The 26,318-nt window shown below is 35.7% G+C and carries 19 protein-coding genes; 11 read left to right on the forward strand and 8 right to left on the reverse strand.

Translation table 11 applies throughout. The features are described 5' to 3' along the window. Positions 1-9: 9 nt before the first annotated feature. The 5 genes from CHSO_RS01725 to CHSO_RS01745 all read right to left on the reverse strand — a co-directional run bounded on the left by CHSO_RS01725 (position 10) and on the right by CHSO_RS01745 (position 8,910). Entirely contained in the window at positions 10-645 is a 636-nt protein-coding gene (locus tag CHSO_RS01725) for a DUF5977 domain-containing protein (RefSeq protein ID WP_316932471.1), read from the reverse strand. Beyond that, positions 623-3,739: a hypothetical protein gene (locus CHSO_RS01730; RefSeq protein ID WP_045491685.1), complete on the reverse strand. Its 3,117-nt coding sequence runs from the start codon at positions 3,737-3,739 to the stop codon at positions 623-625. The genes CHSO_RS01725 and CHSO_RS01730 overlap by 23 nt, the downstream gene beginning before the upstream one ends. A 3-nt stretch (positions 3,740-3,742) precedes the next feature. Next, positions 3,743-5,368, reverse strand: coding sequence for a T9SS type A sorting domain-containing protein (locus CHSO_RS01735; protein WP_045491687.1), 1,626 nt, complete (start codon positions 5,366-5,368; stop codon positions 3,743-3,745). Positions 5,369-5,865: 497 nt separating this feature from the next. Next, positions 5,866-7,137: a Y-family DNA polymerase gene (locus tag CHSO_RS01740; protein ID WP_045491689.1), complete on the reverse strand. Its 1,272-nt coding sequence runs from the start codon at positions 7,135-7,137 to the stop codon at positions 5,866-5,868. A 189-nt stretch (positions 7,138-7,326) separates the two neighbouring features. Further along, complete coding sequence (locus tag CHSO_RS01745) at positions 7,327-8,910, reverse strand: Na+/H+ antiporter (protein WP_045491691.1); 1,584 nt, start codon at positions 8,908-8,910, stop codon at positions 7,327-7,329. Positions 8,911-9,157: 247 nt separating this feature from the next. Here CHSO_RS01745 and CHSO_RS01750 point away from each other — a divergent pair, with 247 nt between their 5' ends. The 11 genes from CHSO_RS01750 (at position 9,158) to CHSO_RS01800 (ending at position 22,936) form a co-directional block, all read left to right on the forward strand. Next, the gene (locus CHSO_RS01750) at positions 9,158-9,658 is read left to right on the forward strand and encodes a M15 family metallopeptidase (protein WP_045491693.1); all 501 of its coding nucleotides are present in this window, start codon (positions 9,158-9,160) and stop codon (positions 9,656-9,658) included. Between the two features lie 191 nt (positions 9,659-9,849). Further along, positions 9,850-10,887: a patatin-like phospholipase family protein gene (locus CHSO_RS01755; protein ID WP_045491695.1), complete on the forward strand. Its 1,038-nt coding sequence runs from the start codon at positions 9,850-9,852 to the stop codon at positions 10,885-10,887. Positions 10,888-11,050: 163 nt separating this feature from the next. Continuing rightward, positions 11,051-11,299 carry a hypothetical protein gene (locus CHSO_RS01760; protein WP_144428838.1) on the forward strand — a complete coding sequence of 83 codons (249 nt, stop codon included), beginning with the start codon at positions 11,051-11,053 and terminating at the stop codon, positions 11,297-11,299. Between the two features lie 263 nt (positions 11,300-11,562). Beyond that, entirely contained in the window at positions 11,563-12,204 is a 642-nt protein-coding gene (locus CHSO_RS24855; protein WP_052480463.1) for a leucine-rich repeat domain-containing protein, read from the forward strand. Positions 12,205-12,221: 17 nt separating this feature from the next. Further along, entirely contained in the window at positions 12,222-13,955 is a 1,734-nt protein-coding gene (locus CHSO_RS01770; RefSeq protein ID WP_045491701.1) for a hypothetical protein, read from the forward strand. 48 nt (positions 13,956-14,003) lie between these two features. After that, positions 14,004-17,738 carry a hypothetical protein gene (locus CHSO_RS26085; protein ID WP_185114275.1) on the forward strand — a complete coding sequence of 1,245 codons (3,735 nt, stop codon included), beginning with the start codon at positions 14,004-14,006 and terminating at the stop codon, positions 17,736-17,738. 69 nt (positions 17,739-17,807) lie between these two features. Then, positions 17,808-19,814, forward strand: a complete 2,007-nt coding sequence (locus tag CHSO_RS24860) for a phospholipase effector Tle1 domain-containing protein (protein WP_052480464.1) — start codon at positions 17,808-17,810, stop codon at positions 19,812-19,814. Further along, positions 19,738-20,748: a DUF2931 family protein gene (locus tag CHSO_RS01785; RefSeq protein ID WP_171817585.1), complete on the forward strand. Its 1,011-nt coding sequence runs from the start codon at positions 19,738-19,740 to the stop codon at positions 20,746-20,748. Before CHSO_RS24860 ends, CHSO_RS01785 begins: the two co-directional genes overlap by 77 nt. A 154-nt stretch (positions 20,749-20,902) precedes the next feature. Continuing rightward, positions 20,903-21,823, forward strand: coding sequence for a helix-turn-helix transcriptional regulator (locus CHSO_RS01790; RefSeq protein WP_045491706.1), 921 nt, complete (start codon positions 20,903-20,905; stop codon positions 21,821-21,823). Between the two features lie 132 nt (positions 21,824-21,955). Then, the gene (locus tag CHSO_RS01795) at positions 21,956-22,504 is read left to right on the forward strand and encodes a hypothetical protein (protein ID WP_232509137.1); all 549 of its coding nucleotides are present in this window, start codon (positions 21,956-21,958) and stop codon (positions 22,502-22,504) included. Then, positions 22,505-22,936: a nucleoside deaminase gene (locus tag CHSO_RS01800; RefSeq protein WP_045491708.1), complete on the forward strand. Its 432-nt coding sequence runs from the start codon at positions 22,505-22,507 to the stop codon at positions 22,934-22,936. It begins immediately after the preceding gene. 88 nt (positions 22,937-23,024) lie between these two features. On the opposite strand, the gene CHSO_RS01805 is transcribed toward CHSO_RS01800, so the two are convergent. The 3 genes from CHSO_RS01805 to CHSO_RS01815 all read right to left on the reverse strand — a co-directional run bounded on the left by CHSO_RS01805 (position 23,025) and on the right by CHSO_RS01815 (position 26,305). Beyond that, complete coding sequence (locus CHSO_RS01805; protein WP_045501723.1) at positions 23,025-23,561, reverse strand: GNAT family N-acetyltransferase; 537 nt, start codon at positions 23,559-23,561, stop codon at positions 23,025-23,027. 43 nt (positions 23,562-23,604) lie between these two features. Further along, a complete protein-coding gene (locus CHSO_RS01810) occupies positions 23,605-24,363 on the reverse strand; it encodes a type III pantothenate kinase (protein ID WP_045491710.1) in 759 nt (252 codons plus the stop codon). Between the two features lie 103 nt (positions 24,364-24,466). After that, complete coding sequence (locus CHSO_RS01815; protein ID WP_045491712.1) at positions 24,467-26,305, reverse strand: M1 family metallopeptidase; 1,839 nt, start codon at positions 26,303-26,305, stop codon at positions 24,467-24,469. Between the last annotated feature and the right edge of the window lie 13 nt (positions 26,306-26,318).

Below are 26,318 nucleotides of genomic sequence, written 5' to 3' on the forward strand. Positions count from 1 at the left end.
GGCTAGTTTTTATTTATCATATTCAAAATATAAAGTGGCTGAACTTCCTGAGTTTCCTCCTGTAGACCTTACTGTAACATCTCCAGCTGGCCCCAATGATACACTCCAGCCTCCACCATTTGAGGATACATTGAAATTTTTATAAGAAGTTGGTCTGCATAAACTATCTAATGTTCCTATAAACACTCCATTAGACCAATTAGGTGTAGATCCGTTATACCCAGTTATAGGAAAGCTTAGAGTTACTTTTATATGGCCAAAAGCAGTTTCCTGGAAAGAAGAATAATAGATATCGGCAAGATGGGTAGGAGTAATAGTACATACATATGGAGTACAGATTCCATTAGTAGTGGCATAATTAAGTCCATTAGCATTAATATCATTCTGTGCCATCTGATCTGCCTCTACCTGGCTTACTGTAGATACATATTTAGCCGCAGGAACAACATAAGTTACAGGTGAAGGCAGAGTCCCGGGCCCACAAACACTTGTAAAAGTTTTGCTTGCTTCGTCACTGTAATAATAAGTAGGAGTAATATTATATTTATATTCTTTTACGATATTATTATCAGCATTGATAACTTTTTCAAGCCTCCCTGCATCATCATATTTATATTGCTCGCTAACTCCAGAAGGGGGTGTAATCTTTTTTTGCTCCTATAAGCGGATCATAGGTATAGGTGGTAATCTGAAAATCTTTCAGTTCCGGCTTATTTTTAAAGTTATTCAGCTCCAAAGCCAGAGCATTCTCCGAATTTTCATCAATATCTACATCAGATTTCTTTACGATTTCCAGTTGCAGATAAGCTTTATTATCGTTTCCATCCAAGCCAAAAGCCTGCATTACCTGTGCATAACTTGCTCCCTCTATTTTTGCGATAGGCTGAGTATGGTTGTATCCCCAAATAGTTGTAGAAGATACCTCCTGTTCATTGATTGATTCAATCACATTTCCATAGATACCTTGTCGTAATGTTTGGGCTCCCTTTCTGTAATCTACTCCGTCAAAACTTTTCTGACTATATGCTTTTTCAATAAGAGGTTTATTGACAAAACCACCTGTTGGAACTAAAAATGGAACTGAAAATTGATTCAATACATTCTTAGTATAAGTAGTTTTTCCCTGATCTATAATAGTATGCTCGCTTATTTCATTTAACCTATTCTCATTTTTAATCGTCAATGCATTACTATCGTTTCCTTCATATGCATATTTGATATGTTCTTCCTCGTTTGCTCCTCCGATTGTTTTGAAAATATCTTTAATTTTCCTTTCATTATTTCTCACATAATTAACTGACGACGAAACACTTCCATTACCAAAATATTCCGTAGTTTCTGTTTTACTGAGATCATAATTGAAAGAATAGAACTTTCCTAATCCTCCTCCATACCAGCCATCAACAATAAGGTCAGTTTCTTTCCATTTTAACTTATAATCATGTAAAACAGACTTAACAATCTGATTGCCTGAATTATAAACTTTACTGGATTTTAGTTTTCCATTAATTCCTTTAAAATCTGCTTCCGGAATATAATAATAATACCTGTTGTCTAGCCCAATATAAATAATACCCCCATTCCCCGTATCTATATTTGTTGTTCTGGTTGCATAGGAATCATAAATCATTGGGGATTTATAATGAAAGTCATCTATATCAATCTGCTTTGTATAGATTGGGGTAAATGTACTATACTCATTAATGGTATATCCAAGAGTTGTATTATCTTTTTTTCTTGTTTTCTTTACAGAACCATAATAGAAAGAATACTCATTATCTCCACTTGCACTTACATATTTCTCAGGTTCAGCATACTCGGACTGCCCGCCCCAGGTTACACCGCTGATTTTAGGAACTTCCAGTAAAGTACCTGTACCATCTCCATTAGCACCATATGTGTATTCCTCTGTAAACTGCCCATTTCCTGAATCTGTAGTAGATTCTTTCACTCTAAGACCAGGTCCTTCTCTTTTTTGATTGTAATAAGTAAAATAATTCAAATCATAAGTATACAACACTTTCCCTCCTAAACTTGAGATACTTTCTAATGATCCCGAGACTGCATCTTCTAGCTTTGGGGTACTATCTTTGGTATATGAAGTACCAGCTGTTTGAAGCTCTGTTCCTGTAAACTGATCTCTTTTATAGAGAGAAAAAGGAGAAATATCAATATTTATTTTATTATCAGTTGGGTAATAAAATAGGTTGGGTATGAAACGTTTAGGATCTCCTGCTTTATAAAAGCCCCAATGGTCAATCTGGAAAGACTGTTTATTAGGAAGGTTTCGAGGGGTCTTATATTTAAAATTATATTTATTAACAGGGACTCCGTTTTTATCACTAAGCGCTATTTCTGTTAAAAACATCCTGGTATATACTGCCTTATCTATTCCAGGATCTGCATGAATATTCTTTTCAGTAGATTCAATATCCACCTGTACTAAACGAGCTTTATTAACAACAGTCTCTGTATTATTTGTTTTATTAATACTGGACACCACGATCTCATTGAGTTTCTGTAAGGTACTGGATCTACCTGCATCATAAATATCTTTTCGAACCTCCCCATAATTAAATGCAATTTTTGAAGATGAAGATTGAATACTCTTAATGATAGGTACCATATTCAGTTTCCGCTTCGTTTCCAATGTTATTTTACTAGTGCTCCACGAATTTGCAGGGTAGGGATAATAAGATCCTGATGCTCTTTTAAATGTTAGAGATTTTTTTGTTTCATAATCAAAAGATATAACTTCACCATACCTATTTTCAATTTTTGATAAATACCAGCTAATCGGTATTTTTTTATTTTTCTCATATCTTGCTCTTAAATCCAATGGTGCAGGATATATCGGATCATTGGGAGCACAATAAGGATGATCTACCGTAAAGTCTGTATTCGTCGGCTTAATATCATTAGCAGAAGTTACAGGCATAATTACCCCCCCAAAAGTCTTCTGAGTGAAATTGACATAATCTGTTCCCGGTAAATCTAATTCGATAGCTGCAAATATATATTTCACTCCATTCTCATCTGTAAGAGTAAATTCCTGAAATATGTCTGCTCCTTTTTTATCTCCTACAACTTTATAATTTTCATCATTAATAACATGTATATTACCATCTAATCCAAAATAGAACTCGAAGGTTTCTTTTCCTGGGATTGTTACTACAAAAAGATCATTATTGTCATGATAAGCACTAAAAAATTTAGAACTAACAGTTGTGTTTCCTGTAATCGGCCTGGGGTTGGTTTTATATTGATTAATCATGCTAATATTATTCGCAAGCACTCCCAGAAGTCCTTTGTTTTCCGGATAATAACTCAATCCCATGCATTCTATTGTAGGATTAACCTGACCAGGAGGTGTTCCTATAGGAATTTGATATGTCTTATATGTAGCATATACAACACCATCTGAAGATTCATCCTGAACCCCTCTTCTTAACCTAGTAATAACACCCACTCCATTCACATCCCAATTAAGCCCAATATTACTGGCTTCTGAACTCACTTTTACCCCTCTTCCATCATATCTAAGAGACAATGGAAGAGTATAGTCTTTAATTTCCAGCTTTGCAATTGGAATCTCAACATTGGGACTTCCTGAAGCTTCACTAATTCTTGATAACTCCTGAAGATTATTTGTTATAGAGCTGGCTCTTGGATTTTGCTGAGCCTGAACAACTGTAGTTAAAAATAAGATTGTTCCTAAGGTTATAATTTTTCTTTTCACTGGTTATTTTTTTATCAGCTTAGCATTCGCTGTTTTGTTACTATCCGTTTTTATTGTAATCAGATAAGCTCCCTGTACTAGAGAATTTGTATTGATTTTAGTTATATTATTTTTAGTCTTCAAATTCTGAATCTGTCTTCCACTCATATCATAGAGCATAATATCAGCTTCCTTGAAGTCAAAACCAATCTCCACATACGCATAGTCAGATACTGGATTAGGATAGATTTTGATATCATACTTCTCTACAAGCTCTTTTACCTGTTGATCTCCCAGCTTTACAATCTTCCAGTTTTCCTTACCTAATTCCTTTGCACTGGTTCCTGCCAGTACAATAGAGCCATCTTTGTTTAATTTCAAATCTGAAAGCCGTTCCTCTCTCTTTCTGGATTCTCCTTTCACATGCTTTCTCCACTGTTCATTTCCGCTATGGTCCAGGTACAGCATCCAGAACGTTTCATCATTTTCTTCAATTCTTCCTTCTGCCTGGGTGTAACCGCCTAACAGTATTCCTTTTGAAGTTCCATCATCTGCTGAATGAAGAACACTCATACTCATCAGAATATCTCTGTTCTTGAAATTGTATGATTTTTGCCATTTTTCTTCGCCTCTTTCATTCAAAGAAATCAGCCACAGATCTGTACCTTCTTCTATTCCCACAGATTTGTTTCCGGACCTGTCTGATCTGGATTCTCCTCCAATGATAAAGCCATTTGAAGCAAGGGCCAGCGTTCTGATATGATCATCTCCTTTACCTCCAAAATTCTTTTCCCATTCTACCTTTCCGTTTTTATCAAGTTTAACGATCCAATAATCACCTTCACCGAAATTTTCTGTGGATTTTCCGGTGCGGGATACAAGATTCGGAGTACGGGATTCGGAAGATGATATGTTCCCACGAGACTTGTCACCTGATCCCGAAACACGAACTTCAGAACTTCTTGAATAAATCCCAAGTAAAGCTCCCCCATCTTTCGTTGGAATCATCTTTTCAACCTCATCAAGTCCTCTTCCACCTAAAATCAATTGAGACAATTCCTTTCCATCCTTATCCAATCTGGTAATCCAGACATCTTTTGAACCATAACCTTTGGATGCCCCTTGTACATTTCCTGCCACCATGAACCCCAAATCTGTTGTTTGAATGACAGCTCGGGCCTCTTCATCCGAATAAGTACCTAAGGTCTTTTGCCATAATTCATCTCCAAATTCATTGATTCTGATAAGCCAGATGTCTGATCCTCCTTTGGAATCTTCTTTTTTATCAAGCCCTTTTCCTGAATAAGAAGTCCCGGCAAGTAAAAAACCACCATCTTGAGTGGACACTGTAGCTGTTAAATAATCATGGTTTTGTCCGGAAAAATATTTTTCCCAGGCCTTTTCACCCTGTTGGTTCAGTTTTATCAGGTGAAAATCATAACCATTGTTCTGTTTATTCTCGGAAGTCTGGGATTTATCATCGCTCTGAATAGAGCTCCCCGTAATAAGGTATTGCTGATCGATGGTTGTAGTGACCTGATTTAAAAAGTCCTGAGTAGAGGACTTTATATCTTTTTGCCAGACTACTTCCTGAGCATACAACCCTGAAACAGTGCATAAGAATAGTGCACTGATATAGAATTTCTTCATGTCAGTATTTAATTTAAGTTGTTATTAGTTTTTTTAGCACACTATAAGCGGCTTTAAAATATTTCTCAATATGAATATTTTATTATGTGAGTATAACCCGTATAAAAGTATTGAAAATGAAAATCAGACAGTTGTTTGAGAAACTCACCCTATAAAAAAGAATTTAATATTTTCCCGAAGGATAATTTTTAAGAATATACTATAGAAACAACGAATAATGCATCGATTCTTCATGTCAGTTTTTAGTTTAAGTAGTTACTAATTTCTCACAAAAATATCTTTTTTACCTCACTGTAAAAAGATTTAATATATTGCTTAAACCTGAATTTTATCATGTCATAATTTCCACAATACAAAATATTTTTCAGCCAATAATAAAATTTAATACACAAGAAAATGCCCCTATTCATTTAATTATAGGACATACATGATAAGCTTCCCAATATTAATATTCAATTTTGTACAATAACCCATATACTGATAAAGAATAATGAAATCTAATGAAATCTAAAATTAGCTTCAGGCAGCGTATTTTTTTTCAGGAACGCTTCATATTCCGGAGATAATTGTGCGCGGCCAAATGTATTTTCACCGCTCATGCTTCCGAGACGGACTTTATCTTTTCCGAATTTCTTGTTCATGGCATCCATGGCTTTCATCACGGGAAGGTGCTGGTTTTGTATATCTTCTTCAAAAAGACTGATCTGTCTCTGATCTTCCGGTACAAAATCATTCACCATCACTCCTGCCCTTTTATAATGAAATCCTTCTCTGTAAACAGCTTCAAAAAGTTTATTCACCACTCTTCCGATTAATATGGAAGAATTGGTTGGATTGGGAAGAATCTGAGTCATTGCATTTCTATATTCAGGAAGATCTTTTCTGAATCGGTTGGTCTGTACGAAGACCGTTATCATTTTACAGCAGGTATTCTGCTTTCGTAATCTTTCCGAACAATACATTCCAAAGGTTTCTACCCGTTCCCGGACCGCTTCTTTATCAGTAAGCATTTCCATAAAGCTTCGGGTAACGGCAATTGATTTTTTAGAAGATGGTGCATCCAATTCCAGCTGGCGAACTCCTCTTAATTCATGAATCATTCTCACCCCATGAATTCCCATCACTTTCCGAACCCACATTTCCGGTTTTTGAAGAAGATCCCAGGCTTTATAAACCCCACTGTCATTCATTTTGGCAGCCAACTTTCTTCCTATTCCCCAAACATCTCCTATATTCAGCCATTTCAATGCTTTTTCTATTTTTTCCGGAGTGTCCATGATATAAACCCCATTAAATTGTTCCGGAAAATCCTTTACAATTCTGTTAGCCACTTTACATAAGGTTTTACTGGGAGCAATGCCTATACTTACAGGAATATTTTCTTTTTCCTGAATTTCATTTTTGATTTTAGTACAGTATTCGTGTATATCAATATATTTGAAGCCTGTTAAATCAAGGAAAAGCTCATCAATACTGTATATTTCATAATCCAGAACATAAGAACGGGCTATATTGATGACCTGCTGACTCTTGTAATTATAAAGTTCAAATTTTGCAGAAAAGCTTTTTACATCATGCTCTCTGAAAAGATCTTTGTATTTAAAGGCCGGAGCAGCCATAGGGATTCCCAGATCTTTTGCTTCCTTACTTCGGGACACAACGCATCCGTCGTTGTTGGAAAGTACCACAACGGGTTTGCCTTCAAGGTCAGGATCCAGAGTCCTTTCACAGGAAACAAAAAAGTTATTACAATCTACCAGAGCATACATGATGATCGTGAATTATCACTACAAAATTATTATTTTTCAGGAATAAAATCACTTTTTAATCCTGAATTAACATCATATTTAACACATTGAAAAACAACTAAATATTATTTTCAAACACGACATGTTTTGTCGTATTAGCACTTTAATTTTGTCTTCAAAAACATTATTTATTCACCTCAATACCGTAGATTAAATCATTTTCAAACGCTCTTCTTCCAAATCAAGCTGGAAAAGCTGATGACGAATGATCTCTTCATCAATTGATACATCCTTATTAAGTTCTGTGAGAAACTGTCTCTGGCTTTCAAGCATTTCGATAAAAACAGCTTTCACTTTCTCGTTCATCCATTCTGCATCATTGGCTTTATTTTTTTCTTCCCAGTGTCTTAACAAGCGTTCTATTCCTGCATCGCTATAAAGTTCACTTTCATGTTTATTCTTAAGAAAATGATAAACATGTTGTCTTAATTTTTGTTTGATTTCCTTCCGGGCCAGTTCTTCTTTTTCTTCATCTATAAAATCCTCAAATACTTTTCCATATTTTATAAAATAAGGTAATGTAAGCCCTTGTACCAAAAGGGTAAGTAGTATCACTACAAAAGTGATGAATAATATAAGATTCCTATTTGGAAAAGGAGTCCCATTTTCGAGAGTTATAGGAATAGCCAGTGCAGCTGCCAGAGATACCACTCCTCGCATTCCCGTCCATCCAAGTAAAATAGGCATCATCAGGCGTCTTCTCATGGAAGACGCTCTGAGAGCTACAGAGGGACGAAAAATAATCGTGGCAATCATTGCAGCATAGGAGCTTATTATTCTGGCTGCAATAAGAATAACAGTCACTAATACTCCATAATTAATTGCCGTTTTTAAAGCTATTCCCTCAGAGCGCAACCCTCCTACAATTTCGGGAAGCTCCAATCCGATAATTAAAAATACAATCCCATTCAGTATAAATACAAAACTTTCCCAGACACTATATCCTCTAATGCGACTGGTACTGTTTAAAAATATCAATCTTTTACCAGACATATATAATCCACCACATACAACAGCCAATACTCCGGAGCTATGGAACTGTTCTGCCACCCAATACATTAAGTAAGGTTCAATTAAAGTTAATGCAATATCTGAAGAAGCATCCGTAGGGAGATTTTTATGGGCCTGTACAAAAATCCAGGCCAGTAATAGTCCAATTCCTGATCCTCCGATCATCATCCATAAGAACTCTAAAGAAGCATCCTCCCATACAAACTGTCCGGTTCCTACAGCGATTAATGCAAAACGAAAAATAATAAGTGAAGAAGCATCATTAAGTAAACTTTCTCCTTCCAAAACAGCGGCAGTCGTATTGGGGATTTTCACAAATTTCATAATAGCTCCTGTACTTACAGCATCTGGCGGAGACACTATGCCTCCCAATAAGAACCCCAGAGCAATAGTAAATCCCGGAATAAAATAATTGGCAGCGATGGCAACTGAGAACGCAGTAAAAAATACAACAAGGAAAGCAAAGCTTCCAATGATACGCCACCATCTCTTCATTTCTTTAAAGGAAATTGACCAAGCAGCCTCAAATAATAATGGGGGTAAAAATATAAAAAAGATAAGATCCGGATTGATCTTTACAGCGGGTAAACCGGGTATAAAACTTACAAGAAGTCCAAATACAACCAGCAAAATCGGATAAGCAATTTTTAATTTAGCAGCCCACATGTTTAATAATACAATAGCAGCTATCATGGCCAATAAAAAGGGTAAAACGGTGTGCATTGATATTGTGTTTTTTAATTTTTCATCTATTATCTTTATTCCCTATCTGAAGACAATTTCTATTACAAATATACAATCAATCTATACTTTTACTATCGTTTTTTCAACCTTATCCAAACTTAAATAAAAACTGTACAATACGATCTTTCCTTATAAAAAAGAAGATTTAAAATAGTAAAAAATCAATTAAAACACGTCAAGTTTCGTCGCTTCCATCCTATACTTTTGTTCTATAATAATAAAAAATATGGACAAAGTAACATCAGAAAGAATCCAATTCCTTCACCCACTGGTCAGGGAAGAAGTAAAGCAGATCATTAAAGAATGTGACCAAGCACTTACCGGCAGAGCCAAGATAAGAATCACCCAGGGATTAAGATCTTTTGAAGAGCAGGAAAAACTTTACGCGATCGGAAGAATAACATCCGGAAAAAAGGTGACAAATGCCAAAGCAGGACAAAGTATTCACAATTATGGTCTTGCCGTAGACATCTGCCTGATGATTGATGGAAAAACAGCCAGCTGGGACACTGTAAAAGACTGGGATAATGATAAGGTAGCCGATTGGTATGAATGTGTGAAAATTTTCGCAAAACATGGCTGGGATTGGGGCGGAAACTGGAAAACGTTTAAAGACCTTCCCCACTTTGAAAAAAAGACAATTCCATCGAAAAAAGGACTTGTAAAAACAAGCTGGAGAGCACTTTTGAAGATGCCCAGAGATCCACAAAATTATGTTGTTTTTTAATACTTTTTTATTGGAAATTAAATAAAACACGTCAAGTTCTGTCGCTTCCCCGCCCTACCTTTGTTTTATAAGAAAATCATTAAAAGCAAGAAGATCCAAGCATGAAATTCAATTATTTTTCTGACCAAAATCATCAATTCCTCAGGGGTCATATTGCAATGTATTCTTAAAAAAACAATTAACAAAATAACATGAAAAAGACAACCATTCTTTCTTTGGACGGGGGCGGAATAAGGGGAATTATTACCTGTATTATTCTGCGTTACATAGAAGAACAGCTCCAGTATTATGATAAACCAAGTGCTAAACTTGGAGATTATTTTGATCTGGTGGCAGGCAGCAGCACAGGAGGGCTGATTGCTTCTATTATTCTATGTCCCGATGAAGTTCGTAAAGCAAAGTATTCTATCCAGAAAGGATTAGAATTGTATGCTGAAAAGGGCGGTGATATCTTCCAGGTTTCCTTTTGGGAAAAACTGGTTAATCCATTTGGATTATTGAATGAAAAAATTTCTCAGGAAGCACTTGAGAAAAACCTGAACGACTTTTTTGGAAATTTAGAACTAAAAGAATTAATAAAACCCTGTTTAATAACAAGTTATGATATAGAAAACAGAAGAGCAAAGCTTTTCAACTCATGTGAAGCCCATCTCAGCACAGATAATTTCTATGTAAAAGATGTTTGCAGAGCAACATCCGCAGCGCCTACCTATTTCAGCCCGGTACAGATCAAATCTATGTATGGGCAGATCTTCAGCCTGATTGATGGGGGTATGTTTGCCAATAATCCTGCTCTTTGTGCTTATGCGGAAGCCAGAAAGATTCCTTTTGCAGAGGTTTTAAAAAATCATCAGAAAGCCAATCATCCCGGAGTAAACGATATGATTATGATATCTATCGGAACAGGAATTGAAGCCAGACCTTATCCTTTTAAAAGGCTGGAAAAGGCTGGAAAAATTGGCTGGGTAAGCCCAATCATCGATATTTTAATGTCTGCCAACGCAGAAACCGTAGATTATCAGCTTTCTCAAATGTTCCAGACTTTAGGATTGAGAAATCAGAAAAATTACTACCGTCTGAATCCATCATTAAAAAATGCTTCTCCGGCCATGGATAATGTAAGGCGCTCTAATATTGAGAATTTGATACAGGCTGGATTAAGCTATATTGATGATAACAGGGAAACCTTGAATCAGATTGTCCAGAAGCTCATCAGGAACAAAGTATAAGCTTTTTAACTTATAATAAATCAATATAAGCCCTGGAGATTATATTTTTCAAAAAAAAATTAAAATCACTTTTTAACACGTCAAGTTTTGTCGCTTTCCCCCACTATCTTTGGAGTATCAAAAAAGACACAAAACAATCATCAACAAAAACTTAAAAACGCCTTTGAATTCAACATTCATTTATGCTGAACAGCCAAAAATATGTTCAAAATATAACCACCAACCAATCACAACACCCAACATGGAAACACCCAATCACAATACAGATATACTCTTCGATGAAGATCTCTACACCGTGGAATGGAGTGACATCGAAAATGCTGAGATGGATTATGAAAACTATCTCAATGACATTGAAAATTTCTTCAGAGAAGATTTTGAAGAAGACATTCTTGAAGAAGATGTCTTTTAAATAAAGTTTTAAAACACGACAAGTTCTGACGCTGTCCACCATTACCTTTGAAATCTCTATAATACGCGTACAGCAGTCTCATTAAACATTCTCAACACCTTTGAATTCACCATTCACAAAATGCTGGACAGCCAGAGCTATGTCTGAAAATATAAATCATGTGGAAATTCGGTTTGTGACCACTAAAAACAAGGCCAAAGATTCTGAAGCGATCTTATAAAGCTTCATATATAACCTATTCATTAACCAAATCACAATCTTTTATGAAAACAAAAGAAGAACTAAAGCTCTATTTCGAAAATGGAGATATCCCAAGGCAGGAAGATTTCTGGGCGTGGCAGGACTCATACTGGCATAAAGAGGAAAAAATTGACATGACTAAAATCGCAGGTCTTGAAAATGGATTTCCCCGTCTCAATGATTATTATGCAAAAATAGATGCTGAAGGCAATGCTACTTTCGCCCATCTTCTAGTCAAAAAATTATACATCGAACCTGGAACATTATATATTCCTGACCGCTTTGTCTATGCCAATTATATCAATGAAGTATATTTTGCCAATAGTGTCACCCGCATTGGGGTAGAAGCTTTCGCTGTTAATTCTTTCAAATCAGTAACACTTCCTCAGCAGTTGAAAACGATTAATGAAAAAGCCTTTATGGGTAACGAGCTTGCCTCATTAATCATTCCTGAAGGCGTAACCGAAATTAAAGAATCTGCTTTCGAATACAATAAGCTTACCTCGCTATACATTCCGGCTACAGTATCAAAAATTGGCCCTAAAGCATTCAATAACAACCCGAATTTAAGCATGGTGAAGCTGGACAAATACACCCAGTATTATCCTGATTCATTTGATCCTAAAACAACAGTATCAGGGGGAACGCTCATTAGTGAAATGTAAAAACAAATCAATAAAAAATGAAGACAAAACAAGAATTAAAACAATATTTCGAAAACGGAGATATTCCCAAACAGGAAGAATTCTGGGATTGGCAGGATTCATACTGGCATAAAGAGGAAAAGATTCCATCAGACAAATTAGCCTATGATTTTTCTCAAAAGGCAGATCTTGTAAACGGAGTGGTTCCCGCTTCACAACTACCAAGTTATGTAGATGATGTCTTAGAGTTTGACTCTCTTTCCAATTTACCTCAGCAAGGTGAATCCGGAAAAATTTACATCACTAAAGATTCAAACAAAATCTATAGATGGACAGGTGCAAGATATATTGATATTACCCAAGGAGAGCTTGGTACTCTGCAGTCTGTTACGGATAGAGGAAACGAAACCACAAAATCTATTAAAGTACAGGGGATAAACTATGGTGGATCTTCTCAGGTGACTAATATTCTGATTAGTGATAATGTAGAAAATTTGAATAAAAATTCAAACAATACCATTTCTATTGGAATCAATACAAGGCCTTACGGTACAGACAATATTGTTATTGGAAACTCCTCAAATATGTTTGCAGATAGCAGTTCTATTGGAAATACAATTATTGGTCATTCAAGCTATTCAAATAGTTTGTATTCAAATGAAAACACTGTAATTGGATATTCCTCTTTTAACAATGCTAAAAATTCCAACAATAATACAATTATTGGATCTTACGCAGGTAGTGGAGGTGGAGATAAAAAGAGCTTAAATATTATTCTGGGACAAAGTGCAGGTTCTTATCTTTCAGAAGATTCCAGAAACAATATCATTATTGGAAATAATTCACATTTTAATAACTCACAATTACAAAATAGTTTATACCTCCATAATAACAATTCAGGCAATCCTACTACATTATCTGATGCTTTAATTTCTGGAAACTTCGTAGATCGATATGTCAATCTGAATGGTAAGTTTTCAATTACTCCAGATCAGATTCCAACAGCAGACTCAAGTTATACTAAAAATATTGTTGCAAGACCAGATGGAACTTTTGGATGGGAAGATAAAGTCTTTTCTGAATTTATTCCTTTAGCCGGAACAAGTTTCAAAAAACCTGTAACAGGAGATATCCTTATCAAAGGCGGTGGCAGCACCAGCCTGGGCTCTACAAGATTATCTTCAGGAAACATTTTCTGCTCAGATGTTATGAATAACGGAACTTTTGTAGATCCATCCTCCATTAAATTTCTTGAGGCAGGAACAGGTACTATAGCAGAAATCTCACCAACAGGAATCACTGCTGGAGAATCTTATCTAATTACATCTAATGGATCTAACCCCAGAGGTATCTCCGGTGCTTCTGATTATACTTACAACGTAAAAGATCTCGATTATATCCAGAAAAAATATGCAGACAAACAACATTCCTATACAAAAGAAGAGGTAAAAACTGAAGGATTGTGGATTGATAATAAACCAATCTATAGAAAAACAGTTGTTTTCTCTCAGATTCCGGATGAAGGAATCATTAGGATAGACAAGATTTTCGAAGATATGGAAATGATTGTTTCCAATCAAATGTTTACAGAATGGTATGATATGAAAGCAGACTTTTCGGGTAATCAATTAAGAGGAGAAGCATTTATCTCACTACAGAAAGAGTATGTACAGTTTCTGCTTAAGAGCAATCCTAATTATAATTATTCTGCAATTAATTCCTTCACCCTAACCCTTGAATACACGAAAAAAAGTGATCTCCCTGTGGTATAAAATCACAGAAAAGCTACAACAAAACAATCAAAAAACAAAATATTAAAAATGGCAACAAACGATACACAAAATAATGCATCACAAACTCTGTTCAGATTTGTAAGTTTAAGGAATCCACAGTTAACAGAAACTAAGACAAAAAACTTAGGTTTTATTCACAGACCTTCAACTTTATCCAGCTCTTTTGATGCAGCAATCAACCCCGGAGACACAGCTCTTTTAAAGTTTAAAGCATTAGAGCGTGTTGCAAAATCATTCAATGCTACAGGATATGAAAGCGAAAACCAGATTGAGACAGGAAGCCTTTCTGAAGCACTTAAAATTGGCAGAAAAATTGCAAAAAAAGAAGTGCTTTCTTCGGTTGATGAAAATACAGCCAAAAACCTATACAATAGCAGTGCTGTTCAAAACAAAATGGGACAAGTATGGGACAATTTGATTTATCAGACTGTAACCCAAAAGAATTTTTATGTAAAAGAAGCTTTAATTCACATTTTAAAAGCAATTCATTACGGATATGTCGCTGATCTTCCTGCAACACCAGAATTAGTAAAAATTAATGGTGATGACTTAAAAGCTAAGGCTCTCGAAGCCAGAGTTGTACTCCCTATGAAGTTCTTCGGAGACGGTTATGAAGGAGACGGGCCAACTTCCAATCCTACCGGAAACGCTTTTCAGGTAAATGTTTCTAAAATTGGAGATGGAGTGATTAGTGGAACTTCACTTTCCGTTGCAGAAAAAGAACAATTAAAGGATGAAGGGCAAAGAATCTCTGAACTATCCTATCTTTCTTTTGAAAAAGACGGTTTAATTCAATTAAGAACTGAACTGGAAAGTGTTCAAAAAACATTCAACAATTTAAGAGCTAAAGCATATGCTGCTGCTCATAAATCCTACCTAGAAGCTAATCAGGAAAGTATTCAGAAATATAATGAATTATCTGAAAGTATTAAGGAACAGATTGCCCAGGGTGGGTTAACTAAAGAACAAATTGATGCACTTTACACCTCATTGGAAAGAATCAAAGTTCCACCATTCATTTTTGAATATAAAAACGAGATTAACTTTGGAGATATGAAAGATAAGCTTTCATTAAATTCCTTCAAGTTATTCGTTAATATTTTCACCAAAGTCACCAGCGGTGAAAAACCACAAGATGGATTTGATTTCTCAAGAATCACTGTATTAACAGATAAGACCCTTCAACTCGGAAATGTTGTAGTCTCTATTACTGAAGAATTTGATACTTATCCAGAGATCTATGAAAAACTGGATGAAGAAACATCTGCTACAACACAGGCTTTGTTTGAGAAAACTCCACTTCAGGAAAAAACGTATGCCAGTATTGGAGGAGTTCTTGTTCCTATTGTAGATTCATATAGTGCAGCTGCCAGAATTGTTTCAAAATCATATTATTTAAAAACATCTTATGAACCAATACATTCCAGAATGCCGGCTACTGCTACATTCTATTATCAGGCAGACAGTAATGCCTGGGGAGCTGCTTCTGTAAAGGTAAGTGCCAGCACAGACTTTGGATTATATGAAGAAAGCTTTTCAAATATTGATGTTGTAGATAATAAAGTTACTTTACCATTATTTCTGATTGATAAGTTTGGAAAATTCATCAGATCATTGGAGATAAAAATCTATTTCAATAATGGGAAAGAAGCGTCATTAAAACTTAGTGAATTAGCCATCAACCAACCTTTTACAGGAATCTTATATACCGAAGAAACAAAAGACGAAACAGAAGTACCTTCTGAAGGCGGAACTTCCCAGCCTGGTGTTTTCATTCCTAAGCATTTTGGAGTAAAGAGATTAGGTATTGCCGATTATCTGAAAGTAGAACAGAGTGTTCATGCTTATGTACCAGGTGAAGTTTCAAATATTGAAAACGTAATGGCAAGTGAGCTGCGTCACAAATCTTCCGTTGCAAGAGATTATTCTGAAATAACAGATACCGTTTCAGAAAGCATTGAAACAGAAAAAATTTCTGATACCTCAAAAGCTGAGAGAGCCGAAATGCAAACAGAAGTGGCTAAAGAGCTTGAAAAACAACAAAGTTTTACCGGAAGTACTCATTTTGGATACAGTGGAGGATATACGCTTGACATCTCAGCAGGATATGCCAACAATACGGCACAGCATGACAGTACGAGACAGGCAGTTGCCAAATCCCAGGAAATTACAGAACGTGCTATGGAACGTGTTCTTACAAAAGTAAATAAAGAGCGTGTTCAAAAAATCATCAAAGAATTTACAGAAACCAACGTTCATGAATTTGACAACAGAGGAAGCAAAACAGGAACTGTCCCTCCTCAGCACATTACCGGAGTATACAGATGGGTAGATAAAAAGATGAAGAACCAGATTTACAATTATGGAAAACGTACCATGTTTGAATTTATGGTTCCTGAACCTGCAAGATTACACACATTAGCAGCCAATACTTCAAGAGCAAACACTTTGGTTCCACCAATAGATCCAAGAGCTTCGAAAGATGAATGGGAAATGCTTACCCCTCAGAAAGCAACAAAACTGCAGATCGAATTCTGGGCAAACTACTATAATGTTAAACTTACAGAGCAGCCTAAATCTCCAATTAACCTTGTTTTAGGAAAAGTGTGGGAAAAAGTTGACGGAAATGAAGAATACAGACACAGACAGATTGACATCCCTGATAATTACGAAGCCAGTGCAGTAAAAATGTTCTATGGATTCGAAAGAAATAGTAGAGGGGCAAATGTTCTGCACGTAAGTAACTTTGCCGGTACTATGATCGCTTTACCAAACGATACCGGTGGACCTTCAATTGACAGGACAGCTTATTTTACGCCACAGAATGTTACAGGTTCATATGATTTCGTGTACAAATGTCAAAATATTGACTCCGTAAATATTGCATTTGAAATCACATGTAAACTTTCAGCAGCTTATCTGCAGTCATGGTTCCTTGAAAATTTCAAAGCAATTATCAAAGCTTATGACGAGGCTTATGCCATCTTCCTTGAGAAACAGAAAGAATTTGAAGACAAAGCGAAAGAAGAGGAAGAAAAGAACAGAGAAAAACTTAATTCCAATAATTTCTACCGTGATATGGAATCTGTTATTCTGAAGCACAACTGTATCGCTTATCTGTTACAGGATTATGGAGCATTGGGAGTAAACTTTACGAACGGAGCCAAAAGAATGCAGGATTTCAGTATTGTTCTGAGTGAAGATCTTGAACAATATACAGCTTTGGCCAAATTTATGGAACAGGCTTTTGAATGGAGCATCATGGATTATACATTCTATCCATATTACTGGGGAAATAGAGCAAAATGGCAGGAAATGTATTTATCGCAAAGTACAGATTCATTGTTCAGAAGCTTCCTTCAGGCAGGTATGGCAAGAGTGGTTGTTACCGTAAAACCTGGCTTTGAAGATGCTGTACAGTTCTTTATGTCTACAGGAAAAATCTGGAATGGCGGAGAAGTTCCGGTAATCGGAGATCCACTATACATGTCTATTGTAGATGAATTGAGACAACCTACAGGAGTTGCACAGGGTAAATACTGGATTACCAGAATACCTACTACTTTAACCATTCTACAGGCTGAATCTGTAGGATTAAAAGTAAGTCCGGATCAACCTTTACCAATATTCCGTGAAGATCAACCTGAAAACTGTGAAAATCCTAAAGAGCTTGAATCCACAACTTCTTTCTCTTTAGATAATGTTACACTTAAAGGAGCAGACGAAAAAACAACAACATTACCTACAACCATCGTTGGATAGTAATAACCTTACATGGCGGTGTGAAATATCACCGCTATTTTTTTCAAAATTTTAACCCAAAAATGAAAAATGGAAAAAATAGACATCAAAAAACCGGCAAGAATTGGAGTTACTAATATTAATGAAACTGAGGTAAAAGCAATCCTTCAGGAAACTGAAAAAGTAAAATTGCGGATTGGGGTATTTTTTGATGGCACTGGAAATAATAGATTTAATTCTGATAGTGTTTATTACAATAAAAAATACAGTACTCTTCCCCTTGAAGAAGACAAGATTGCCAAGATTAAAAACCTTAAGAGTTTTGTAATTGAATCTGGAAGCAGCTATTGGAACTCTTATTCTAATATAGCGTTACTTCACGATTTGTATGAAGAGAAACTCACAAGAAATAACAAACAGAATGTTGAATATCAAGCTCTTCAATTGAAATTTTATATTGAGGGAATAGGCACTCTACAAGATAAAGAAGATGATATGCTAGGTTCAGGAATGGGAGAAGGCAACAGAGGAGTTATCTTAAGAGTTCAGCAAGCATGTGAACAAATTGCAGACAGAATAGAAATAGTATTAAAGGACATACAAGATAAAAACACTAAAAAACCTTTGGAAATTATTTCTATACAATTTGATGTATTTGGATTTAGCCGAGGAGCTGCTGCTGCCAGACATTTCAGTAATGAAGTTTTAAAGTCCGGAATAGACAAAAGCCAGCAAAAGAAAGTTACAACCCCTGTTAACATAAAAAGACCTGTCATACAAAAGAATGAGAGTACGAAAGATACTCATCCAACAATTAAACAGTATAAAGCTGAAGGAACTAAAAAGTTAGCAGATAATACAAAAGTTGTACGCCAAATCAATGCCCCTGTCCGGAATGTTTTTACTGGAGGTGCTTTAGGAAAACTTCTACAGAAAAAAAACATTAAATATCCAAAATATTATGTAAGTATAGAGTTTTTAGGGATATTTGACACAGTAATCTCACAGATGTTAGAGAAAAAGGGAATTATAGATGGGGCAAGAAACCCCATTGTTCAAGCATTACTCGCTCCATTCAGTCCAGTATTACCCATTGCAGCAAAAGAAATCGCTTTGATTCAAAAAGTAAATCCAGATCTTTCTAACCCGAATATTAAGAAAATATTACATCTCAAAGCTCAAACTGAATGGCGGGATAACTTCCCTGTTACTCCTATAGGAGAATTTAATGGCATATTTGCAAGAGAAATTTCTGTACTTGGTGCCCATTCCGATGTGGGAGGAGCATACTGGCAAACCAAAGCAGAGATGAATACCTTACATTTTTTTGATTTGGGAGTCGATGCTGATCCTACAGAAAAACAAAGAATTGAGCAACAAAAAGAGCTATTACGTAATTGGTATATTTCTCAAAAACTTTGCAAGAACAATCAATACGAAATAAAATGGGAAGTTTTTCATCATGTATTATCTTTTGAAGGATATATTGGTGAACATCCATCTACGCAAAAAAAAGAATTATTGGAAGAGAGTTTCATGGGAAATGATACCAAAAAAATTGTAGGAAATAGAACTTATGTATTACAAGGTTATCATCATAAACTTCTTTCAACACGCCCACTGAATAATAAACTGTCCTTGGTGTATATGAATGTGATGAAATATATTGCTTCACAATATGCTAACGTTCCATTTTTAGAGCCCAATAGTATTAGTTTGGTTCCTCCTCCTCCTCATCCCAAAGAATATCAACTACCAGAAGGTGATAAAAAAGAAAATGATCTTGAAAATTATCAAAAGTTATTGATAAAGGTTGCAGAGCATGGGTGGACAGATAAAAATGGAAAAATCATTACTTATCCAGATCTGATAGATAAAAATAATCTTTATACTATTTCTTCAGGAATGTATGAATATATTATGGGCAATTTTGTACATTTATCAGCCAACTTCAATACTCCTTTAGCAGATATGTTAGATCATTATAATTTAGCCTATGCAAACGTACCTCATTTTACTGATGAAAAAGAATTTAAAACTCCACCTTATCAAAGGGAATCCTATACACCTATACTGGATAGGTATGATATTTCTTAACCTAGTACTATCCTCTTGTCAAAAAACAAAATTCAAATGGCAACCCGGCCTCTCAGCACCAAAGTATTACCCGATAGCAGATGTTGCTATAAATTTTGAAAATGCAGGAAATGGTACCCAAATGCCTTTTGACAGCGGCTGGGGTACTGAGTATGGTGGAGTGGTTTCAGGAGATGAATATAAGGATATTCCTAAAGAAGTTACAATAAGATATAATAGCAGTGCTGAAAATTATGTCTATAAAGGTAAAATAAAGCTCCCACAAGAAAAAATATTCAGTCTGTTTAAAAAATATGATATTGGTGAAAACAAATGGGCTCACTTAGTAGTTGGAATGGCCCCTGGAGGATGGATACGGGTTTGGTTCAAAACTATTGACAAACAAGTTGAAGTGGTAAAATCCCAGCTAAAAGGCCAATATGATGACACTACCAATGAAAAATATAAGGTGAAAAACTTTGAAAATTGGGGTAAATATTATACCTACTGGCAATATCACGGTATTCCTTATGATGCTTGGGCAAATAATGAGAAGGAATATGATCTGTATTTTGATTTTAATCAACCCAATAAAAGAAAAATTGGCCTCAGCTATGTTTCTAAGGATGGTACTTTTTATCAGGGAGTAGCTGAAAAGTGTTATCAAAAGCTTCCTACTGAAATAGAATTATGCTGGCTAGATGAATCAGACAATGATTATTGTTGCAAAATACCTCTACCAAAAACCTTTAACAACTGGATAGAGCTAAAAAAATTAAAACAAATTCATTTAAAACTAGAAATTGAAAGGGATCAGCAACACGCTATTTTGTACTTGGTTTCTAATGGCAAAACAGAGAAAATACTTCGTGTTAAAAATGTAAGACCAACAAACAAAGAAGTTACAGATAATAACTATAGTTATGCACAAGATATAGAATATTTCATTAAATAAGATAAACTGTAAAACCATCAAAATAATACTGGATAAATGCTTAAACAAATCCAGAATCATAAAGTGTTTTTTCATAAAAATACTTCACGAAAAAAATAAAACACGACACGTTTTGTCGCATTAAGCCCATATATTTGTGGTACAAAATTTTACCATGAAGAAAGATTTTTATCTGACAAGATATGCCCTAATTATTAAAAGATTAGAAAGTTCTCCGGCTACCTATTCTCAGCTGGAGGACTATCTTTTAAATTCTTTTGAATTTCAGGATGCAGGGATCAAAAGCTACTCTATCCGTACCTTGCAGAGAGATATTCGTGAGATTTCCGATCTTTTCAACCTTTCCATTCACAATAAGAAAAAAGGGGACAACCGCTACTATATCGAAAGCCGCCCGATTATGGAAGTGGATGAATACAATCAAAAACTATTGGAATCCTTCCAGGTAAGCAATGCCCTGAATCTTCATCCGGATTTTTCAAATTTTATTTTCTTTGAAAGCCGTAAACCAACCGGTATAGAACATTTTTATGATCTGTTCTTTGCCATCCGTAATAAAAGAGTGGTAAGCTTTGAACATTACAATTACAAAAACAAACTGATGACCTCCAGAAAGGTTCATCCTTTGGCCTTAAAAGAATCCAAAGACAGATGGTACCTCATCGCGATTGATACCAAGGATAAGGTTTTAAAATCCTTCGGATTAGACAGAATCAATTATCTGGATGTGGCTAAAAACCAATACAGAGAAAAGTATAAATACAACTTCAGAGAACACTTTAAAAATGCTTTCGGAGTAATGAATCTGGCAGAACAGAAACCTCAGAACATTGTATTAAAATGCAGCCGTCATCAGGGAGAATACATCAGAAGTTTTCCGCTTCATCAATCCCAAAAAGAGACGAAAGAAACTCCGGAAGAAATCTATTTTGAGTTTTTTCTTCACCCTACTTATGATTTCATGCAGGAGATTTTATCTTATGGAAAAGAGGTAACCGTTCTAGAACCGAAAGGTTTAGTTGATGACATTCGAACCCATCTCCAGGAGTCTTTAAACCGCTATCTTGAAAGTTAACAGATCGTGAATCAATCTCATATTTTTTAGTTATATTTACATAAATATACGCTATTGAGAACTTTATTCATTTGTATCCTTTGTTTTATTTCTTCATTTTGCTTATCTCAGCAGAAGGAAGAATTTCGGTTGGTGAAAAATTATTACAACCAGCACAGAGGTATGCTGAATAACGAATTCAAGAAAAAATTTGATGCAGAATCCAATGTTATTAAAAAGAATGTGATCAAAGGAGATTTTCTCTTTTTTATGAAAAAGATGGATAGTATTGAAAATACAGCCTTAATTGGAGCCCTCTTGAGAGTAAGGAATATTGAGGACCTTCAGATTTTAAAAACAACCATAGGAATCTCTCAGGATTTTAATGATAAATCTGCGAATGTAGAAAAGATGGCAGACTATCCCGGCGGGATCAATACTCTACGACAGGAGGTTGCAGATCTTTTGTATGTAGATGGTGTGAATTCTGACTCCAAAACAGTAAAAACAGATGTTGTCTTTATTGTAGAAAAAGATGGAAGCATCAGCAATGTTCATGCTCAGGGAGATAATTTCACCTTCAACAGACAAGCTGAAATTGCCCTCTACTCTATTTCTGAAAAGTTCTCTCCCGCTGTGGTCAAAGGGGATCCGGCAAGATTCCGTTTCAGAATTCCTCTCACTTTAACGATGACAGATTAGATGTTTACAGACGAATATTATATGAAAATAGCCCTGCAGGAAGCAGAGGCGGCTTTGGAACAGGATGAAGTGCCAATTGGATGCGTGATAGTTTCCAACAACCGTGTCATTGCAAGAGCCCATAATCTCACTGAAACATTAAACGACGTTACTGCCCATGCAGAAATGCAGGCTATAACCTCTGCTGCTAACTTTTTAGGAGGTAAATATTTAAAAGATTGTACACTCTACGTTACGATGGAACCCTGTGTGATGTGCTCAGGAGCCTTATCATGGTCACAGATTTCCAAAGTAGTGATTGGAGCCAGGGATGAACAAAGAGGTTTTATCAATAAACATCTTACCCTTCATCCGAAAACAGAAGTAATTACAGGTATTATGGAACACGAATGTTCCTCTATTGTTAAAGACTTTTTTAAAAGTAAAAGATAGTTTTTTCTTTAAAAGTCCTTTTGACAAACATAAAAAAATCAGAGAATATAATGTTCTCTGATTTCTCTTTTATAAAGTGTTATACAGATTAATCTTTAAAGATGGAATACATCGCAAGGTCAAAATATTCTTCATCTTTCTTGGCATGTTGTTTCAAAATTGCCTCCTGCTCCATTCCTATTTTTTCCATAATTTTCCCTGAGGCAGGATTGTGAAGAAAATGAGTAGCATAAATTTTATTAAGATCTAAATCCTTAAAACCAAAATCTACAATAGCCCTCGCTGCTTCCGTAACATATCCCTTGTTCCAGTAAGGAATTCCTATCCAATAACCTAATTCTGCCTTATCATCATCCCTGTCATGAAGCCCGATCGCTCCGATAAGCCCTTCTTCCTTATTTCTGATCCCGAATGTAAAGCCAGTTTTGCTTTCAAAAGCTTCTTTGGACATTTTTACCCAGAGCTTAGCATCATTTTCAGTATAGGGATAAGGAATATTGGAAGTAAGATCTGAATAAATTCTATGTTTAAGAAATTCTACAATAAAAGGAATATCCTTCTCTTCTAATTGAGAGAGGATCAATCTTTCGGTTTCTATTCTTGGAAACTCTTTCAATTTTTTCATTTTGTTCATGGTTATATTGGAGCCCAAAGGCTTCGGATTATATTTATAAATCTTTTCCAAGGAAATAAAGTCCTTTCAAAGTATGCAGTCTGTCCATCACATGAATTTTGTCCGTTAAAGGCTTATATACATGGGAAACACCACCTGTTGCCACAACAAAGCAATCATCATTCACCTCATCATTGATACGATCAATGAAACCTTCCACCATACCCAGAAAACCATATACCATTCCACTCTGCATGCAGGTTACGGTATCCAATCCAAGCACAGATTTCGGTTTTTTCAGTTCAATTTCAGGAAGCTGAGCTGTCTGGCTGATTAAAGAATTTAAAGACGTTACAATCCCCGGAGCAATAATTACCCCCAGTGTTTCGCCTGTTTCAGCTACACAACTTGCTGTAAGCGCTGTTCCGAAATCAATAACGATCTTCTTTCTGTTTGGGTAAAGATTATGGGCAGCTACCAGGTTGGCATAAATATCTGTTCCCATCTGCTTTGACTTTGCCTGTACCCCAGATGGGGTAGCGCGGTCAACAATAACCGGAGTAATTCCATGGATCTTCTTAATTCCCGAGCTCATTACCTTGGTAAGCTGAGGGACTACAGATCCTATGATTACTTTCTCTATATCTTTTGGTTCAACTTTATAAGTCTGATAAAGCATCAGCATCTGTACATAAAGCTCGTCTGCCGTTCTGTAAGGTTTTGTATTGATTACCCATGAAATATCACAATTATCACCATTAAAAAGACCGAATCTGATATTGCTGTTCCCTACGTTAATTACAATTGAATTCATTTATATTTAAACAGGCTATGATTTAAAAAAATTTGAGTCCCAAATTTATAAAAAAATAAAAGGAGTACTTGCAAATACTCCTTTTATCTCTATGTTTATCTTTTTATTTTACTTCTACAAAGTTATCCGCCATATTTACATCTGCAATTCTCTGGCTGAAATCAATTCCCAGTACAGACAATTGAGATTTTGTATAAGGAATGGTGATTGTATATTCTTTCTGGGTCCAAGGCCAGTAAGGCATTGTCTTGAATTCACCGTAAGCATCTTTTTCCTTCCAAGTATGTGTCATATTCAATGGAATCTGATACGTAACTACCTTTTTATCTGTAGTCATTACACTGAAATCTATCGGCATAGGAACCTGCCCGTTATTGATAAGGGTAATTGTGGTAGATTTAACATCATACTTTACATCTTTAATTCCATAATCAATTGTTTTGGTGGTATTGATCCAGTAATTATGGAACCATTTTAAATCCATTCCTGAAACCTTTTGAGCAATGTGAAGAAAATCTCTGTCTGAAGGATGTTTCATATTCCATTGGTCATAATATTGTTTTAAAGTTTCTGCAAGGTTTTGTTCTCCCATAATATACCCTAACTGTACCAGGTACAACTCTCCTTTCACATAAGAAGCATAAGTATAAGATGTTCCGTTATCGTGATGGTCTCCTAACCAAACTGCAGGTTCTTCAATTCCTTTTTTAATAAAGTTTCTGTAAGCATCCAATCTTTCCATAAAAGGATTTGGCAGTTGCTCTGGAAACAATTGATACATCGTGTACCCTTCCGCATAGCTCGTAAACCCTTCATCCATCCATGGACGTACAGATTCATTAGTAGCGAGCATCTGCTGATACCAAGAGTGAGAACCTTCGTGAGCCATTAAGCCCATTAAGTCTTTAATATTTTTAGCCTCTCCAAGAATCATGGTACACATTCCGTACTCCATTCCACCATCACCACCCTGGATGAAAGCATACGTTGGATATACATATTTCCCGAAATGAGAATTCATGATCTGGAAATACTTGGTAATATAAGGCTGAGCCTCACCCCACACTTTAGTTTTATCATTTTTCTGATAGACTAAATATACTTTTGGACCTTCCGGAACATTGAAGCTTTCTACAGAATAATCCCTGTCTGCACTCCATGCAAAATCAAGGATATTTTTAGCAGTCCATTTCCAGGTTGCTTTTTTATCTTTTTCTGCTTTAATCTTAGCAGCAGCATCGTACCCTTTTACTTCTGTTGGATTTTCAAGAATTCCTCCTGCTCCAACAACATAGTCTTTGTTAATTTTAATGGTCACATCAAAATCTGAGAATGGCGCATGAAATTCCCTTCCCAGGTAATCAAAAGTTGCCCATCCATCATAATCATACTCCGCAATTTTAGGGTACCATTGCGTCATCGTCATATCCACTCCTTCTCTGTTGTTTCTTCCACTTCTTCTGATCTGCTGAGGAATCACCGCATCCCAATCCATGGTAAAGGTTGTAGTAGAATTTGGTTTGATAGGTTCTGCCAGATACACTTTCATAATGGTTTCCTGAACTTCAAATTTCAAGTCCTTGCCATTTTGTTTGATCCAGTGAATATTCTGTGCCCCTTCCTGATCTTTCGGAATAGTAGACAGTGTTGAGATACCGTTTTTCTGCAACCTTCCGTCACCATTTTTCCCTTGAGAAGAGACTCTCTGGTCCATCATAGAATTGGGCTTAAAAGCGTTCCAATACAGATGGAAATACACCACATTAAGCTCATCTGGAGAGTTATTGGTGTATTCTAAAGTTTGTTTTCCCTGATAGGTAAATTTTTCAGCATTGACATCAATATCCATCTTGTACTTCGCAGCCTGCTGATAATAAGCTCCTTGCTGAGCCTGAAATTGTGAAATGATAAACGCAAAAAGGATTGCAGCCGATTTTCTCATTTAAAATTTTATT

It is taken from the genome of Chryseobacterium sp. StRB126 (assembly GCF_000829375.1).
Lineage (GTDB): Bacteria > Bacteroidota > Bacteroidia > Flavobacteriales > Weeksellaceae > Chryseobacterium.

Bases quoted from the DNA above. Each gene is read 5' to 3' on its own strand.
- CHSO_RS01735 (WP_045491687.1), bottom strand. From the start codon at position 5,368: ATGAAGAAATTCTATATCAGTGCACTATTCTTATGCACTGTTTCAGGG.
- CHSO_RS01740 (WP_045491689.1), bottom strand. From the start codon at position 7,137: ATGTATGCTCTGGTAGATTGTAATAACTTTTTTGTTTCCTGTGAAAGG.
- CHSO_RS01745 (WP_045491691.1), bottom strand. From the start codon at position 8,910: ATGCACACCGTTTTACCCTTTTTATTGGCCATGATAGCTGCTATTGTA.
- CHSO_RS01750 (WP_045491693.1), top strand. From the start codon at position 9,158: ATGGACAAAGTAACATCAGAAAGAATCCAATTCCTTCACCCACTGGTC.
- CHSO_RS01755 (WP_045491695.1), top strand. From the start codon at position 9,850: ATGAAAAAGACAACCATTCTTTCTTTGGACGGGGGCGGAATAAGGGGA.
- CHSO_RS24855 (WP_052480463.1), top strand. From the start codon at position 11,563: ATGAAAACAAAAGAAGAACTAAAGCTCTATTTCGAAAATGGAGATATC.
- CHSO_RS01770 (WP_045491701.1), top strand. From the start codon at position 12,222: ATGAAGACAAAACAAGAATTAAAACAATATTTCGAAAACGGAGATATT.
- CHSO_RS26085 (WP_185114275.1), top strand. From the start codon at position 14,004: ATGGCAACAAACGATACACAAAATAATGCATCACAAACTCTGTTCAGA.
- CHSO_RS24860 (WP_052480464.1), top strand. From the start codon at position 17,808: ATGGAAAAAATAGACATCAAAAAACCGGCAAGAATTGGAGTTACTAAT.
- CHSO_RS01785 (WP_171817585.1), top strand. From the start codon at position 19,738: ATGAAAAAGAATTTAAAACTCCACCTTATCAAAGGGAATCCTATACAC.
- CHSO_RS01790 (WP_045491706.1), top strand. From the start codon at position 20,903: ATGAAGAAAGATTTTTATCTGACAAGATATGCCCTAATTATTAAAAGA.
- CHSO_RS01800 (WP_045491708.1), top strand. From the start codon at position 22,505: ATGTTTACAGACGAATATTATATGAAAATAGCCCTGCAGGAAGCAGAG.
- CHSO_RS01805 (WP_045501723.1), bottom strand. From the start codon at position 23,561: ATGAAAAAATTGAAAGAGTTTCCAAGAATAGAAACCGAAAGATTGATC.
- CHSO_RS01810 (WP_045491710.1), bottom strand. From the start codon at position 24,363: ATGAATTCAATTGTAATTAACGTAGGGAACAGCAATATCAGATTCGGT.
- CHSO_RS01815 (WP_045491712.1), bottom strand. From the start codon at position 26,305: ATGAGAAAATCGGCTGCAATCCTTTTTGCGTTTATCATTTCACAATTT.